Source organism: Veillonellales bacterium (assembly GCA_039680175.1).
GTDB lineage: Bacteria > Bacillota > Negativicutes > JAAYSF01 > JAAYSF01 > JBDKTO01.
This window is the reverse complement of the sequence record JBDKTO010000036.1, coordinates 1-15,717: the sequence shown is the minus strand read 5'-3', so window position 1 is coordinate 15,717 and position 15,717 is coordinate 1. Positions and strand designations below refer to the sequence as shown.

Sequence of the window (15,717 nt, the reverse complement as noted above, 5' to 3'; positions counted from 1 at the left end):
AAACCATCCTGCGTTCATTTACCGGATTGCACTAATCTTCCATTTGACCCTTAAAGTGATAATCATAACTGGAAAAATCAAAGTAGCCATGCCCGCTCAGATTAAACAAAATGACTTCTCCCTTTCCAGCCTCTTTAGCGAGCAATGCTTCGTGGATAGCTCCTTTGATTGCATGGGCTGATTCAGGTGCCGGAACAATTCCCTCCGCTTTAGCAAAAAATACGGCAGCGTCAAATATCTCATTTTGTGTATATGCCGCAGCCTCAATTATGCCATCCGCATATAACTGACTTATAATTGGCGAAGCGCCATGATATCGCAAACCGCCAACATGTTTTGCCCCGGGAACAAAGGAATGTCCCAAGGTATACATTTTCACCATAGGGCCAACTTTTCCGGTATCGCTGTAGTCATACTCAAAAGAACCTTCGGTTAATGTCGGACAGGCTTTCGGCTCGACGGCAACCGCTCTTAATTTCTTGCCTTCCGTCAATTTATCTTTCAAAAAAGGAAATGCCATCCCGCTAAAGTTGCTCCCCCCGCCGCAGCAGGCAATAACAACATCCGGGTACTGGCCCATAATCTCCATTTGTTTCTTCGCTTCCAGCCCAATAATCGTTTGATGCATACAAACATGGTTTAACACACTGCCTAATGAATAATTCGTATCCGGATGATGTAGCGCATCTTCCATGGCTTCACTAATCGCTATGCCTAAACTTCCCGAGCAATCCGGATCCTTCTCCAAAATTAATTTACCGGCACGAGTCAATTGGCTGGGACTTGCAATGACCGTTGCCCCGAAGGTGTTCATAAACGACCGCCTGGATGCTTTTAGCTCAAAGCTGGCCTTCACCATGTAGACCGTACAGTCCAAGCCAAAAAAGTTACACGCCAAACTAAGAGCGCTCCCCCATTGGGCACCTCCGGTTTCGGTTGTAAGGCGTTTAATTCCTGCCTGCTTGTTATAGTAAGCTTGCGGCAGCGCCGTATTTAATTTATGACTGCCGGTAGCGTTTGTGCCTTCAAATTTATAATAAATTTTCGCAGGTGTATCCAGTATTTTTTCAAGATTCCGGGCTCTATAGAGCGGCGTAGACCTCCACTGCAGATACATCTCACTCACCTGCTCGGGAATGTCAATCCATCTGTCCGTAGACATTTCCTGCTTTAAGATTTCTTTGGGAAAAACAGCTGCTAAGTCTTCGGGTTGAAGTGATTTCCCTGTGGCCGGATTTTGATAAGGTTCCGGTTTATTGGGCATATCCGCCAAAATATTATACCACTGCCGGGGAATATCCTTTTCGTCCAAAATGACTTTTGCTCTTTCTTTCGAACTCATTGTATTCATCTCCTATTTTTTTTGCAAACTGCCGTGGGTAAAAATTATGGTGATTCTAAACTTTAGATATATAAAACAAAAAAACCATCCCGACCCCGTTGCAGGGGCGAAATGGTTTCGCGATACCACCCTAATTTAGGAAACTATAATTTCCCATCTCAGTTCAAGTACAAGATAACAAAATTGCCAACCGATACTCTAGCCTAATAACGAAGGCAGCCGTCCCAGCCTACTCAGTTTAAAATATTCAAACTTTTCGGTGGTCAACTCATAGAACCATTCACCATGCTCTCTAGGCCGATCATCCCACCTCCGGTGTTCCCGGTCATCGGCTCGCTGTACTAAAGGATTACATGACTACTCTTTCTATTCATTGTTGTTAAAATAATTAGCTTTTAGTTCATTATAATATATCGCTTAGCAACATGTCAATTATTCTGTCAAAAAAGGCAGGGCATTTTCATGGAAAAATCTTAGGCTGAAAAACGGCCGATGCTACAACATGAATAACTGGGAATGTTCCGTACTCACGACAGACATCCAGCAAAAAATCAACTAAAATCCATAAAGTTTTTCAGGATTCGTTACCAAAATACGATTGCGAACTGCCTCATCGGGAACCCATTCAAATAAAAGATTTAACAAGTTAGCATCATTCGGCTTATTGGTAAGACTGCTCGTAGGATGCGGCCAATCACTTCCCCAAACTAAGCGCTCGGGCGCTGTTGCTACGTAAGAGACAAAAACCTCCTTGCGATCACTGTAACTTGGAGCTCCTACCTTCGATAAAATATAAACTCCGGAAAGTTTAATCCAGGTATTTCCCTCCCTAAGCAACTCTTCCAGTACGCCAAAGGCCGGATGGGAAATCGACGGAATATGCCCTAGGTGATCAAATACAATTGGACATTTGATTTCAGGCCATACAGCACGATTTTCAAAAATTTGTTCAGCTTTTGCGACAACTTGAATATGCCAGCCCAGAGGTTCAATACGATCCGACAGTCCTTTTAGCATATCCCAGCTCGTCGCTTCTCCCGGTACGGAAAAATTAAAACGAATTCCTCTCACACCGGCCTGATGAAGGCCTTCGAGCTGTTCGTCGGTGACATCGCTATTTACAACGGCAATCCCTCTCGTTGTTTCCAAGCCAAATTCCTTTAACGCTTCCACTAAACAGCGGTTGTCAATTCCGTAAGTTGACGGCTGTACGATCACATGTCTAGTTGTTCCCAGTCGCTTTTGTAACAGACGATAGTCGGCGACCGTTGCATCCGGAGGACGGAGCGCCGCTTTAGGATCAATCGGAAAACGGCTGTCATAAATATGATGATGGCAATCACAGGCATTTGCCGGAACCTTGAACGCCGGATAATCGGTTCCCGACGAAAAAGGCACTTCTATTGACTCATTTTCAAAGGCCAGAGCCGCTTCTGACATATCGAGTCCATACAAACCAACCAGAGCGCCACCTGTTCTTGCAATGAAACTGCGCCGCGACAATAAAGAAGCATCCATCTTATCCCCTCCCAGCAAATTCGGCTTATCTTTTTTACTTACGATCCGGAAAATCCCCTTAAACTCCCTACTTCATGCCAAATAGCTGCAATACGATCCAAGGCGCCGCAAAATAGGCCATAAACTGTACGCCCGTATTCATTCCAAAATACTTATTCAATATACCGCTGAAAAAACCAATCAGAACGGCAATTGCAATACCGATACCCTGCGCTTCAAAATAGCAAAGGACAACAAACAAACCGGCAAACATCGTGAGCAGCGCTTCCTGGCTGATATTGCGCATGACCCAGACGCTAGCGGACCTCGCGTAATTCATTGCCAGCGGATAGGATATAAGCGAACCCACGCCGACCGACAACAAACCGTACCATAAAAACTGCATCGGCGTCAAAAGATTGTGTAAATTATTGACCACCGGTTTACTGGTGAATATCGGCGGCGCGTTAAATAACGGGAATGCCGCCCCCGCAGCGACCGAACTCAACGGAATGCCAAAGGCAACGAGAGGAACTAAAATTTCGGCGAGATACGTCCCCTCGGTAGCAGCATTCATGACGGCAACGGCCGTCGTTAATTTTTCATAAAAACTCTTTACCCGCGATTGAACAACCTCTCCGACTAAAACAGTGATCCCTACGGCGCTGCTGGCGAACGTTACAACGGAAAACAGAACCGTATATAAGGTGTATAGCTGTTGTTTTCTAGATAAAATTTTTAAAGGACTCGGAAAATAACCGGACCATGTTTTTAAATCCGGTGCCAGCCAAAACTGCTTAGGAGACTGTGTTGCCGCCTTGTGCTTCGAAAGGGGGGATAATGCCGTCAAAACATCGACAAACATCGGCCCCATTGCCATTCCTAAAAAAATGCAAATTACAACGCCCTTTCCCGTTACGTCAATGGCTGCTTTGTTTAAAATCTGGGAAAAGAAGGCGAACGGAATAATCATGCAAATACTGCTCCACTTACCGGCCGAACTGTAGGCAAGGCCCACCGCTACAACCGTAAAGATTGGTCCGGCCCAGGCTTTAACAATCTCGCCGTAAGGAGCCAATATCATGGCAAATCCCACCGAAACCGGAATCGAAATAAACGACGCGATAACACCGGCCGAAATCATTTTTTGCAATCCTATATGCGGCAAGCCCAAACGGCGCAAAGCCGAACAAGGATCAAGCAAAGGAACCGCCAGGGTATCGCCGGGTACCCCCAGCAATGCCGTTGGAATTGCATGAATAATATGTTTCGCTACAAAAGCCGTAAGACAAAAAGTAAAGATGGCGACTGGCGGAAATCCCAGAAATATTATCAACAGTGTAGCCGGAGCAACGGTTGCGGTTTCACTGGTGCCTGCAATGAGCCCAATGGCACAAAAAATGATTCCGCCCAGCAAGGCGCCGCCCAGCCCCCATAAGATTTCGTACGCCAAAGTAGTTTCCATTGTTTCCTCTCCTTATCCGTCAGATTCCGCTTGCACAGATGCTGCATCCCTGATTGAAATTGCAGGTGGATGCTCACTTTCGAGGGAAATTACTTGCTGGATTATTGTCGCTTTCCTTGGAAAACAATTGATAAAGTTGTAGTTCTTTCATTTCTTCCTGAACATCGGCCGGTACGTATTTTAGATATTCGGCTTCTCGACTAAGATCAAGATTTAAATCCTCCAAGGTTGTCCGCAAATCCACGCAAGAAGAATCTTCAAGGAAAATTCTTTTTGCCTTAAAGGCTTTTGCTGCTACGCCGCCCGCGATTAAACAACCGGCAATCCCAAAAAGCAAAGCGTATCCCATAAATAATCCTTTTGGCAAACTTGAAAAAAACTGTCGAAGAAACCATATTCCACCGGCAAAACTGGCATAGCCAATCATTGCACCGGCAAACATGCCAATCAATAGTTCCTTAAAATCCACAGTATCTCCCCAAACTGATATGTATTCTTTTTTACCCCCTTGCATTAGCGATCCCCCCTCTCCCAGTCAAATCACTGCTCAATTAACGTAAAACGCCCATTGCCGAGCGGATACAGTCGAAATTCATTTCATCCACCTTGTATACCAGCATGGCCTCCGGAGTACGCTGCGCAGTATTTCCTTCCGTAGAATGTACAAATATACAATGGACGACTGCATCCGGCAATCCCTGCATCGCTGCTACAATCGCACCCGAAATCGGATGCCGGAGCAATTTTCCCTGTTTCGATTTTACGGCCAGGCTGCTTTCCGTCTTTTCCCACTCGAGAAACTTACCGATGTCATGCAAAATGGCACCCGCCAAGACCGTATCACTGTCTAAATGATATCCATGTTCCTTATAGGCTTCGTTATATTCATCCATGAGCATCTTGCACATGCGGGTCACAACACGGGTATGCTGCAGACAAGACACCGAGCAGCCGGCAAACGATTTAATAAACGGCATTTTATCATAATCATCAAGCGTCCATTCACTCTTTTCCATAACATGGGCATGGCACCGAATCACTGCCGCCCTTATCGTTTCAGCTTGAATCCAATTGATCTCCGGAAAAATCCCCAACAATTTCTCGCGATATTCTTCGTTCATCGCAAATCCTCCTTTCATTCTGCAGTTATCTTTTTAAATTCCAAAGGCTTGATCTCCGGTACAATAAATAAAATGGCACACATAGAAAAAAAGGATAAGGCTATTCCCATATGCCCCGCATCAATTCCCAGATCCTTAATCATAATCGGCGCCGCCACTCCCAGCGCACCGCGATCAAAGGTATTAATCATCATCATTACGGTCAATAGAGCCACAATTCCTATTTTCCTGCGTTCCAATTCAATCTCTCCTTACCTATTGAATGATTCTGCGTATAAATCATTATTTTCTAAAAACAGCGTGTAGGCTTTCCCGCTAAGAATGATGGTTTGACTATGATATATAGGTTACTTTTCAACGGCGGCGAAATTGGCGTAAACAATCTGACCGTCGCTTACCGTCAACTGCGGTAAAAGCAGATTTTGGCACGGCAGCATTTTATCAAAAACATCGGTAAGCGCGAATTCCGTTTCCTTTAATTTAAAAAGGGCAATATCCGCATAGGCTCCCGGCGCTAAGGAGCCGATTTTTCCTTCCATATTTAAGGTCTTGGCCGGCGTGACCGTACACGCTTTTACGATATCGTATAAGGGCATTCCCATATTTAAATATTTTGTCAAAATAAGCGGCAAACCAAACACCGACCGGTCGTACGCGCTGGCCTTAACCAAATCCGTACTCAGGATATCCGGTGTAAAACCATCTTGCAGCGCCGCCTTCGCTACGGAAAAGGCATAGTGCCCCCGTCCATCCGCCGTATCAAACAAAACGCCTCTTTTTTTCGCTGCCCGCACCGCCGGCAGCACCTTGCCCCGAGCATCGAGAATCGTGCTTCCCTTTCCTTGATAGACATGAGCGAAAATATCGTTCGGGCGTAATAAATCTGCGATCTTCTCCGCTGATTCCGGTGAGTTTGTCGTATGCACAACGATTCTCGGCTTTTCCTCAAGCCGATTGGCTATATCAAGCATCGCTGTTAGTGGCGATAACCCCAGATCGCCGACGACTTCCCGGCTCTGCCGGATTTTTAAGCCAACGAGTTTATGTGGGTATTTTCTAAAAAGGCGGTCGATCGCTTCCCCATCAAAATTTTTCGGATTCACCGCTTCCATAGAATACGGCAGCGTCGCCAATCCGGCCGGAGCCGCATGCAGATAGGCGAAGATTCGTACCTGACTGAACTGCATAATGGAACGTGCGAATTCGTCAAAATTATTTATGCCGGCGCTTCCCTGATCAACTACAGTCGTCACGCCCTGAGGCAGGCACGATGAATCCGGATGAATCCCTATCGCTGTTCCCCCCCAGAAAACATGGGCATGATTATCGATCAATCCCGGAAAGACCAACAACCCCGCCGCGTCGATAATTTTTTTGGCGGTAACGGTTTCCCCTGGGGGAACATCGACAATTCGATTGCCTTGTACAAATACATCCGCTTCTTCTTGTAAATTTCTTGCCGGATCTATTACCATTCCCTTGCGAATCCATAAATCAACTTGCCTCACCATACGCTCGCTCCCTCCAATTTTTATTTCAAACTCATCGGCTTAACCGCCGGAATAACAAACAATACCGCGCAAACAGCTAGAAGCAGGAGGCTGCCGCTGGACATCAATGCCAATTGAAAACTGCCTGTAGCCTTAACCACAAAACCCGTAAGCACCGGGGCGAGAATTCCCGCAAGCGCTCCTATCGTATTCATGCTGCCGGCTACGGTACCCGTCATTCCCGCCGGCGCCACTTCAGTCGCCAACGTAAACAGCATACCGCCGATCGTCGAACCTGCCGCAATATTTAATGTCAATATGGCAACCACAATCACCGGATCGTCAACAAAATTCACCGCCATAATCGAAGCGCCGCAAAGCTGCGCCAAAACGAGAATTCCTTTTCTTGCGAAAGTAACGCCAAAGCCTTTTCGGATTAAAAAATCCGATGCATAACCCGCTACCGGCTGAATAATAAACGCCGCCAAGAAAGGGATTGATGCGGAAACACCCATTTTGAAAAGCGAAAAGCCTCGTTCCATGACGAGATACGAGGGAACCCAGGTCAAAAACATGTAATACAGATAATCGCTGGCAAACTTAGTGAAAAACAGGCCTAGCGCACACCGATTAGTAAGAAGTTTCAGCCAAGGTATGGCGACCTTTTGAACAGTCTCTTTTTCAGCGGTATCCTGTCGTTCTTTTCTTTCATCTTTTCGATAAAGGAAAGCCCAGGCAACGCACCAAAGCAAGCTTCCCAGACCGGTAATGATAAAAGCCATACGCCAGCTGTACAAACTGATGAGCCAGCCCATGAGCAACGGTGTTATCGCATAGCCCAACCTCGCACCGGATAAGTATAAACCGGTTACAGTACCACGCTTATTCGTTGGAAACTCTTCGGCAACAATTTTTGTGTTCGCGGGAAACACCCCTGCTTCCCCGACGCCGACTCCCATACGAGCCGCCATAATCGTAATCAAATTGTGCCCACAGCCTGTAGCTGCCGACGCCAGAGACCAAATCGCAACCGCGCCGTTTAAAATGCGCTTGGCTCCAAACCGATCGGCCAGATTGCCCGCCGGCAAATTGCACAGTGCGTAGGTCCAGAAGAAAGCTGACAATATAATTCCCATAGAGCCGGTATCCATATTTAGCTCTTTCATCATAATTGGCGCCGCAACGCCGATACTGCTCCGATCTATCCCCATAATAACCATTGCGAGAAACAGCATCAACACCAGTTTCACCTGACCGCCCACTTTTTTCCCCTCCTTCATAAAATATAAGCTGGAAATACATCGCTAGTATCCGATGGTTTCGACATAAGGCTAGAATGTAATCAATTGTTTTTCATTCTGCAACACACCAATAATATCTTTCCACCCCTCCGGATCTTTGTCGACAAAGCGCTTGGCAAACTCGTACTTTTCCAACGCCTCGGTGCGATGCTTCGCCGCCGCCGTCATATCAGAGGAAATCCCTTTATCGGCTAACAACTGCAGGGAACCCTTTAACTCGGCCGCACGACGTGTACAATGAATACCGGTCCCCTTAACCAATCTGTCGAGATGAGAAGTAAAGGAGATGCCATCCATGGATTTAGCCAGGGAGGCAACGACTTCCTGCTCAACCTCATAAGCTGTAGCCGCCTCCAGCATTTCAATCATCAGCGCCGCAATGCCTTTCATGTAGATACTGCGAATCAGCTTAATCGCGGAAGCCGAACCGGCTTTTTCGCCAGCCAAAGTAACTTTCATGCCATAAGGCGTCATCCGCTCCTTCAATGCCTGCGCCCCGTTACCGCTGGCCGTAATCGGTACCTTATGCTTGTCCTTCGGCAAAGAACCCAGCATCGCCGCATCGGCAAAAAGTACGCCGCTGCTTTTGATCTGCTCCCAAATTTGAAGCTTCGTATTCGGAGTCGAAGCGCTTACATCGACATATAACTGAGCACTTGTAAGAAAATCCTTGATTTCCGCGCAAACCCCCAGAGTAAACGATGACGGAACCGCCGCGAAAATCACATCCGCCCATTTGGCAATTGCTACGGCTGTATCAACCAGCTCAACCTTTGCTTTCTGCGAGCGGGAATGAACCAGCCTTCCCATCGTCGCGTCATTCGCCATCGTATCAAAAGCACGAATTCCCGTTATCCCTTCATTGCTCAATCCCAGAGAAATATTAAACGCAGCCTCACCGAATCCAATAAAACCGATTTTCATAAACGCAGCCTCCTATGTATAACATTTCAATATTGCTTGAATTTTTATTAAATTCATAGTAATATAAAATTATTTATAAATCCAACGATATATATTTGTGTTTTCAACAAAAAAAATTTGTAGTTGGTGACAATATGAATTTGCATAGTCTGTATTATTTCAACGAGTTAGCCAAGGATTTGAACATGACACGAACCGCGGAACGTCTCTTTATCTCGCAGCAGACGCTCAGCAATCATATTCTCCGGCTGGAGGAGTATTACGGCATTAAGTTGTTTACGAGAAATCATAAAATGTCGCTTACCGATGCCGGTGTGTATCTGCGCGATTTTACAGCCAATTTACTGCAGCAAGACAAACGAATCCGCGATATCTTTTTTGATCTCAAAATTCAGGAACGTGGTTTTCTGCGCTTTGGCGCAAGTTCGTTGCGCGCTTCGAACTGTCTGCCGAAACTACTGCCGCATTTCTCCGAAAAATTCCCGAATGTTGAAATCGAACTGATCAATGAAAACAGCGATGCCCTGCAGAAAAAAATTATTCAAGGAGAACTGGATCTCGCTCTTTGTGTCCTAAATGACGAACCTCCCACCCTCCAAACGGAGCTGCTCCTTCAAGATCAGATCTATCTCTGCATTTCCGAAAAACTTCTGGACAAATACTATTACAAAAACAAGGAAGAACTCAAACAGAAATCTTTATCCGGCGTACATCTCGAAAATTTTTCCGAACTGCCGTACTTTGTAATGTCAATTGCGAACCGTCTAGGCACAGTCATCTCTAAATGCTTTGAAGAAGCGGGTTACAGTCCCAAAGTCTATTTACGCGCCAAATATGTCGCCTTATCGGCTATGGTATGCTCGAACGCTTTAGCAGCCTGTTTTATGACCCAAATGGATCTTATATCTTCCCTGTCGAATATTGCGGAAGATGTCAACATTTTTCCCTTACTCTATAAAAACGAGCCTCTGTACCACAATCTATACCTCGTTCGGCATAAAAAATGCTATTTCCCCAAATACGTACAATATTTCAGCAGCCTGCTGCACGACTATTTCCAATCTGCCAGCGCAATCGACATGTCCCATATCTACCTAGAACATCCCGACCAATTTTGAAAAAATTCACCGAGTATACCAGCCAAGCTTCAAAATCTTCTGCCGACTCACCACTGTATCGGTGCGCGCATACACAAAAAGCTTCTGCTAACGATAGCTGTCAGCAGAAGCTCTTTTTATGATTTTTGTAAGCCTTCCGCGTAAATACTTCGCGTTCACGATGTCTCTCGTAGGCAGAGGTTTACCCTGACTAACTTTCACAATGTTTTCAATGCAATGCCGCGCCATATTGACACTGGTATCCATTGTACTGCCGCCCATGTGCGGCGTAAGCACGACGTTGTCCAACTTTAGCAAAGGATTATCCGTTGAGACCGGCTCGGTTTCCAGACAATCGAGACCAGCACCCATAATCTTATGGCTGCTCAAGGCCTCAATCAAATCCGACTCCTGAATGATACCACCTCTGGCCGTATTAATGAGAATCGCATTTTTCTTCATAAGCCTGAACGTATCCTTATTGAGCAAATGGCGAGTCGAATCCGTCAACGGAATATGCAGGCTCACGATATCTGAATTTTTTAAAAGTTCCTCCAGGGAAACATACTGTATTCCCAGTCGCAGCTCTTCGACGGGCTGTAGGCGAAACATATCATAATACTGCACTTCGGCGCCAAAAGCCTGAACCTGTTTCGCTACTAATTTCCCGATATTGCCCAGGCCGATCAAGCCCACCTTTTTACCGCAAATCGTATAGGAATGACTCGCGATACCGGGACGCTGCCATTTGCCGTTTACCACATTGCCATGCAGTACAAGCAGTTTGCGATAAACAGCCAGCATATGCAGCACAGCCATCTCCGCCACCGAAGCAGCATTCATCCCCGGAGTCACCGCTACAGGAATATTTCTCTCACCTGCGGCGGCAATATCCACCTTGTCAAAGCCAACACCCCAACGTTGGATGAGTTTGAGCAAAGGAAGTTCACGGATGAGCCCACCCTCCATGCGCAGTACTCGTAGAATGATATAATGCGCCTCCTTAAGCTGGTCCGTATCCTTCATATCCGTCACTTCAATAAAGCGGAAGTCCTTGGACACCATCTTCCTCATGATTTTTTTGACCGCAGCATCGTAAGGGCCCATAAACGCGATTGTTTCCACTGTGTTCTCCGCCTCATTTCATACAATAATCATCAATAATCTCCGTCTCGTACGCCGCAAGCTTCTTTTCCACCCATTCCCGCTTAGCAGTGCCCGTAGCCGCCGCCGTGACCTTGGCCGCATCACTTTTATGGTATTCCACTGCCGCCTTGAGAACTTCTTCCGCATCCTGCAAGGGAACTACCACAATACCATCGGGATCCATAATAATAATATCGCCGGGATTTATGCTGATCCCGCCACAGGAGACCGGTACATTGATCTCGCCTATACCATCCTTATACGGGCCACCCGGATTTGTTCCATTCGCGTAAATGGGCAGCTTCATGCCGCGCACCGCATCGACATCGCGAATCGGACCGTCCAAAATGATACCCGCAACCTTTTTATAGGCGGCAACCGTAAACATAATCTCGCCCATAAGCGAGCGATAGGATTCACCCGCGTCGTTTGTTGCAATGATCACATCGTCTTCTTTAGCCATATTAAGGGCCTTATGAATCATGAGATTGTCCCCTGCACGCCCTTTAACGGTTAAGGCGCGGCCGACTGCGACAGCTTGATCCGGACTTGACATAAGGCGAATGCGTGGGTGCATTGCACAAAGACGCCCCATAGTATCAGCTACATTTGACGCCGGTATTTCTTTAAATGCCTCGAGCAATTCCTTTGCCGCCTCTGGTTTTTTTAAATAAACTCTGTTTCCAATTGCCATAATACAGACCTCCAGTAAATTATTTAATTTTTCTTTAAATTCATGATAATATACTTTAAAGCATAAATCCAACAGTACATATTTGTATTTTCCACAAAATATATTTGTCGAGAAGATTGTAACCGTCTTTTCTTAACTTGGAACAAACAAATTCATCAAGGTGCGCGGCATTAAAAAATTGTTGCCGTCTCATACTCCTGATTTTTGCAAGATAAAAAACGTCACCAATGACTGTCGTCAAGGTGACGTTTTTGGATGTTTACCATTTTCAACTTGTTTTACTGCAAAGCTCAGATAATATACCGCTTAGCAACATGTCAATTATTCTGTCAAAAAGGGCGGCCTGTATTTTATATTAGAATTTTTCCAATTTAAAAATTTGTTACAACCCCCAATGAAACTCCCCGGGCGTTATATCCAGGATTATGCGCCCTACAGCCATTGGAAACATGCATGAATATACAACCGACATTTACTGAAGAATTTTCGCTGATTTTATAAATGAAGCGAGGCCCGATCCGCCACATAAAATTATAAGTTCTTCCTTCAGCCGGAAATGTTTTATCATATACAATAAATCCGCCGCTCATATCGAATGCTTTATATAGCTTCCCTGAAATTTTTTTTTCATTGCGAATCATGTAAACGGGCCCGATACCGACTGCAGCACTGTCTTTAGTCTGTTGATTATCATTAATTATATGCCCATACGGCCGAGTGACTGTAATGCCTCTATATACAGACCTGTTAGCTTTTTGGGAAATATTCTCAAATACATGCAGTGATACCGTATCAATATAGCGGTCTCTAAATTGTTTGTGAGTCAAGTAGTCCCACTCCATTTCGGTCTTAGAGCCAGCCGCATAGCAATATGACACTCCCGGCATACAAATCAGCGAAACATAAATAACCATTACTGCACAAATGAATCTACGCACAATAAGACTCTCCTCCTATGAATCCTTATTGGATTGAACTCAATTTCATTCCACTGTCGTGATAAAATTCTCCGGGATTGTTCCAAAAGAAGCAATCCTTTCATAATTTCTGTTTATAATTTCTGTATATCGTTGTCTTATTCCTTCCTAAAATAAAGGGACAGGAACATCGTCTCGACGTTGAAAATTCGAAAAGCTGCTCCTGTCCCTTTATTTTAGAAACTCTATTTTATAAATTCGTTAGCTCGCCGTATGTTTTAATAATTTGATTCACTATGCCATATTCTTTCGCTTCCTGTACATCAAGCCAATAATTTCTTTGGGTATCCTTTTCAACCTTTGCCAACGGCTGACCGGTGCTGTCACTGATTAGCCTGTTAATCCTGCCGCGCATTTTGACGATTTCATCCGCTTCAATTTTTATATCCGAGGCCGGGCCACGTACGCCGCCTAAGGGCTGATGAATCATATACCTGGTATTCGGCAGGGAATAACGGTCCTGCTTATCGGCGGCAAGATAGATAGTAATACCGGCGCTGGCTACCCAGCCGGTGCCGATAATGACAACGCGGGGTTTGACAAACTGAATCATGTCATGAATCGTATCACCGGCTTCCACATGGCCGCCCTGACTATTGAGATACAGCTTAATCGGCTGGTCTCCCATTTCCTGCAGAATCAAAAGCTGTGCTGTCACTTTTTCCGCTAATGCCTGATTAATTTCACCGGAAATAATAATGGACCGGGTTTTTAATAATTTTTCCTGCCATTTTTCCTTCTGGTTTTTCCCTGCTTCTTGCTCCATGATACCACTCTCCTATTAGACATTTTGTCACTACCAATCATTCTATGCTTCCAATCGGGTTAGACATAACTTGATTTAGCATACTGCCAGTAAATAATATTAACCAACCCCTTATGGATAGAATTCCCTTCCTTCATACAAACTCCTGCCGGAGTAAAACCTCTTTTGGCAGGAGGTTTTACTATTTACAAATAATTATCACGATTCCTTGTGAGGAGTTTCTAACAGCTGTCTTCAGCCAATGTACGTTCTATAATGCCTGCCAGTCTTACTTTTTCTGCCGCATTTCCTGCAGCAATTCCCGGAGTGATTTCTGATCGATGGATTCGGCAGCAACCAAGTTGACTCTGCCAACCTCCTTATTCTGATACAGAACTTTCGCAATACCGACTTTCTGTCCCTGTGTGACAGGTGCCTGTATCGTGTCAGGCACTTCAAATACCGTTTGGAACCGAGACCGGTCATTGGGAGAAAACAGCGGCACGGAAAGATTTTCCCCGGCGACCAGATTGATAAAATCTTTTTTGCCGTGAGTAACTTTTACGGTTTTTAAAACATCGCCTTCATGAAAAACATCAAAGGCCTGAACCTGACTGAACCCAAAGTCAAGCAAGGCGGTGGAATCTTCCCACATATCCGGACTATTTAAGACTACGGCAATCAATTGTACGTTGCCGCGTTTGGCACCGGAAACCAGGCATCTGCCTGCGGCAATGGTATAGCCTGTTTTTACTCCGTTGCCGCCCTGATAGTTCCTCAGCATTTTATTTTCGTTATACAGTTCTTGTGTCCATCCCTCCCGGGAAACGGTTTGGTGGCGGCAGCCGACAATCTCGGCAAAAGCCGGGTTTTTATAACCATAGGCGGCAATACGGGCTAAATCGTGGGCTGTAGAATAATGATTGGGATCCGGCAGGCCGCTGGAATTGACAAAATTGGTATTCACTGCGCCGATCGCATGGGCCTTTTGCGTCATCAGTCTGGCAAAATTCTCTACCGAGCCGGATAAATGCTCGGCCACGGCAACGGTAGCATCGTTGCCGGAAACCAAGGCGATTCCGTAAAGCAGATCCCGCAGTTTTAGTTGTTCCCCTGCTGCTAACTCCATGGAAGACCCTTCGGTGTTAGCGGCGTTATCGCTGACTGTCACTACGTCATCCATGCTGCCATTTTCAAGAGCCAGAATCAGTGTCATCATTTTTGTTGTACTTGCCGGATAATGCCTTTCCTCCCCGTTCTTTTCATATAAAACCTTACCGGTTGAAGCTTCCATAACGATAGCCGCTTTAGCCGTAACATCAGGAGCAATCCCTGCTCCGAAACCTATTGGGGAAAATACCGTCAATAAAAACAAACATAATGCTGTCAAGCGCAGTTTTATCGTTATCATCCTCTTTCCTCGTTATTGTCTCATTGTCACTGCAACCGCGATGAAAACGAGGAGTGAACTCACTCCTCGTTTGCTGGTACACCTAATTTTCGCTGGTATCCAGAAGTCTCAAACTCACTATATGTAAACGATTATATAATTATAATATGCTCTTTGAAAAAAATTTGCAATTCCTAAAAAAATATTGTGTTAAATTAGAGTGAAAAAAGCTAAAACCACCTATATAATTACTCACTTTACTTTAAGTCATCTTGATTTATTATCTATGATTCCTTCTTCGCCAATACCACTTTTTAATATAGATGACGCCTTACCTAAACAGTTATATAGAACATGAAACCGTTCTGCCGTGTGGATTTCACCTTTTTGCTGATATGTAATTTCATTTGCCCGCGCTACAATTTGCAAATGTTCCAGTTCCGCTATTTTTTGCTGCACTTCTCGAAATACATCTAACATAAAAAGCCCCTTTTTCTTATTATATTTGAGTTAATTATAGCAAAAATT

16 protein-coding genes and 1 other annotated feature are annotated in these 15,717 nt (G+C 45.2%); of the genes, 1 reads left to right on the top strand and 15 read right to left on the bottom strand.

The features are described from left to right. Window positions 1-31 precede the first annotated feature (31 nt). The 9 genes from ABFC84_05780 to ABFC84_05740 all read right to left on the bottom strand — a co-directional run bounded on the left by ABFC84_05780 (window position 32) and on the right by ABFC84_05740 (window position 9,140). Entirely contained in the window at window positions 32-1,342 is a 1,311-nt protein-coding gene (locus ABFC84_05780) for a TrpB-like pyridoxal phosphate-dependent enzyme (protein ID MEN6412263.1), read from the bottom strand. A gap of 99 nt (window positions 1,343-1,441) precedes the next feature. Continuing rightward, window positions 1,442-1,725 (bottom strand) — a binding site (T-box leader). A 172-nt stretch (window positions 1,726-1,897) separates the two neighbouring features. Beyond that, a complete protein-coding gene (locus ABFC84_05775; GenBank protein ID MEN6412262.1) occupies window positions 1,898-2,860 on the bottom strand; it encodes an amidohydrolase family protein in 963 nt (320 codons plus the stop codon). A gap of 67 nt (window positions 2,861-2,927) precedes the next feature. After that, window positions 2,928-4,304, bottom strand: a complete 1,377-nt coding sequence (locus ABFC84_05770; GenBank protein MEN6412261.1) for a tripartite tricarboxylate transporter permease — start codon at window positions 4,302-4,304, stop codon at window positions 2,928-2,930. A gap of 73 nt (window positions 4,305-4,377) precedes the next feature. Further along, the gene (locus ABFC84_05765; GenBank protein ID MEN6412260.1) at window positions 4,378-4,818 is read right to left on the bottom strand and encodes a hypothetical protein; all 441 of its coding nucleotides are present in this window, start codon (window positions 4,816-4,818) and stop codon (window positions 4,378-4,380) included. 37 nt (window positions 4,819-4,855) lie between these two features. Continuing rightward, window positions 4,856-5,425: an HD domain-containing protein gene (locus tag ABFC84_05760; GenBank protein ID MEN6412259.1), complete on the bottom strand. Its 570-nt coding sequence runs from the start codon at window positions 5,423-5,425 to the stop codon at window positions 4,856-4,858. Between the two features lie 14 nt (window positions 5,426-5,439). After that, window positions 5,440-5,664, bottom strand: a complete 225-nt coding sequence (locus tag ABFC84_05755; protein MEN6412258.1) for a hypothetical protein — start codon at window positions 5,662-5,664, stop codon at window positions 5,440-5,442. Between the two features lie 108 nt (window positions 5,665-5,772). Beyond that, the gene (locus tag ABFC84_05750; GenBank protein ID MEN6412257.1) at window positions 5,773-6,936 is read right to left on the bottom strand and encodes an amidohydrolase family protein; all 1,164 of its coding nucleotides are present in this window, start codon (window positions 6,934-6,936) and stop codon (window positions 5,773-5,775) included. A gap of 20 nt (window positions 6,937-6,956) precedes the next feature. Continuing rightward, window positions 6,957-8,177, bottom strand: a complete 1,221-nt coding sequence (locus ABFC84_05745) for an MFS transporter (protein MEN6412256.1) — start codon at window positions 8,175-8,177, stop codon at window positions 6,957-6,959. Window positions 8,178-8,246: 69 nt separating this feature from the next. After that, complete coding sequence (locus ABFC84_05740) at window positions 8,247-9,140, bottom strand: DUF1932 domain-containing protein (GenBank protein ID MEN6412255.1); 894 nt, start codon at window positions 9,138-9,140, stop codon at window positions 8,247-8,249. Window positions 9,141-9,274: 134 nt separating this feature from the next. On the opposite strand from ABFC84_05740, the gene ABFC84_05735 reads away from it, so the two are divergent. Beyond that, window positions 9,275-10,258 (top strand): LysR family transcriptional regulator, encoded by a 984-nt coding sequence (locus ABFC84_05735; protein ID MEN6412254.1) that lies wholly within the window; start codon window positions 9,275-9,277, stop codon window positions 10,256-10,258. An 87-nt stretch (window positions 10,259-10,345) separates the two neighbouring features. Here the strand turns inward: ABFC84_05735 and ABFC84_05730 are convergent, their stop codons facing one another. The 6 genes from ABFC84_05730 to ABFC84_05705 form a co-directional block, all read right to left on the bottom strand. Next, window positions 10,346-11,362 (bottom strand): 2-hydroxyacid dehydrogenase, encoded by a 1,017-nt coding sequence (locus ABFC84_05730; GenBank protein MEN6412253.1) that lies wholly within the window; start codon window positions 11,360-11,362, stop codon window positions 10,346-10,348. A 13-nt stretch (window positions 11,363-11,375) separates the two neighbouring features. Next, the gene (locus ABFC84_05725; protein ID MEN6412252.1) at window positions 11,376-12,077 is read right to left on the bottom strand and encodes an RraA family protein; all 702 of its coding nucleotides are present in this window, start codon (window positions 12,075-12,077) and stop codon (window positions 11,376-11,378) included. Between the two features lie 371 nt (window positions 12,078-12,448). Continuing rightward, window positions 12,449-13,015: an acyloxyacyl hydrolase gene (locus ABFC84_05720; protein MEN6412251.1), complete on the bottom strand. Its 567-nt coding sequence runs from the start codon at window positions 13,013-13,015 to the stop codon at window positions 12,449-12,451. A gap of 229 nt (window positions 13,016-13,244) precedes the next feature. Continuing rightward, window positions 13,245-13,820, bottom strand: coding sequence for an ATP-dependent Clp protease proteolytic subunit (locus ABFC84_05715; protein ID MEN6412250.1), 576 nt, complete (start codon window positions 13,818-13,820; stop codon window positions 13,245-13,247). 268 nt (window positions 13,821-14,088) lie between these two features. After that, complete coding sequence (locus ABFC84_05710; protein MEN6412249.1) at window positions 14,089-15,210, bottom strand: D-alanyl-D-alanine carboxypeptidase family protein; 1,122 nt, start codon at window positions 15,208-15,210, stop codon at window positions 14,089-14,091. Between the two features lie 246 nt (window positions 15,211-15,456). Beyond that, window positions 15,457-15,669, bottom strand: a complete 213-nt coding sequence (locus ABFC84_05705; protein ID MEN6412248.1) for a hypothetical protein — start codon at window positions 15,667-15,669, stop codon at window positions 15,457-15,459. Between the last annotated feature and the right edge of the window lie 48 nt (window positions 15,670-15,717).

What these genes read in the sequence shown, in the direction of transcription:
- ABFC84_05780 (MEN6412263.1), bottom strand. Translation starts at nt 1,342, where the DNA reads ATGAGTTCGAAAGAAAGAGCAAAAGTCATTTTGGACGAAAAGGATATT.
- ABFC84_05775 (MEN6412262.1), bottom strand. Translation starts at nt 2,860, where the DNA reads ATGGATGCTTCTTTATTGTCGCGGCGCAGTTTCATTGCAAGAACAGGT.
- ABFC84_05770 (MEN6412261.1), bottom strand. Translation starts at nt 4,304, where the DNA reads ATGGAAACTACTTTGGCGTACGAAATCTTATGGGGGCTGGGCGGCGCC.
- ABFC84_05765 (MEN6412260.1), bottom strand. Translation starts at nt 4,818, where the DNA reads ATGCAAGGGGGTAAAAAAGAATACATATCAGTTTGGGGAGATACTGTG.
- ABFC84_05760 (MEN6412259.1), bottom strand. Translation starts at nt 5,425, where the DNA reads ATGAACGAAGAATATCGCGAGAAATTGTTGGGGATTTTTCCGGAGATC.
- ABFC84_05750 (MEN6412257.1), bottom strand. Translation starts at nt 6,936, where the DNA reads ATGGTGAGGCAAGTTGATTTATGGATTCGCAAGGGAATGGTAATAGAT.
- ABFC84_05740 (MEN6412255.1), bottom strand. Translation starts at nt 9,140, where the DNA reads ATGAAAATCGGTTTTATTGGATTCGGTGAGGCTGCGTTTAATATTTCT.
- ABFC84_05735 (MEN6412254.1), top strand. Translation starts at nt 9,275, where the DNA reads ATGAATTTGCATAGTCTGTATTATTTCAACGAGTTAGCCAAGGATTTG.
- ABFC84_05725 (MEN6412252.1), bottom strand. Translation starts at nt 12,077, where the DNA reads ATGGCAATTGGAAACAGAGTTTATTTAAAAAAACCAGAGGCGGCAAAG.
- ABFC84_05715 (MEN6412250.1), bottom strand. Translation starts at nt 13,820, where the DNA reads ATGGAGCAAGAAGCAGGGAAAAACCAGAAGGAAAAATGGCAGGAAAAA.
- ABFC84_05710 (MEN6412249.1), bottom strand. Translation starts at nt 15,210, where the DNA reads ATGATAACGATAAAACTGCGCTTGACAGCATTATGTTTGTTTTTATTG.
- ABFC84_05705 (MEN6412248.1), bottom strand. Translation starts at nt 15,669, where the DNA reads ATGTTAGATGTATTTCGAGAAGTGCAGCAAAAAATAGCGGAACTGGAA.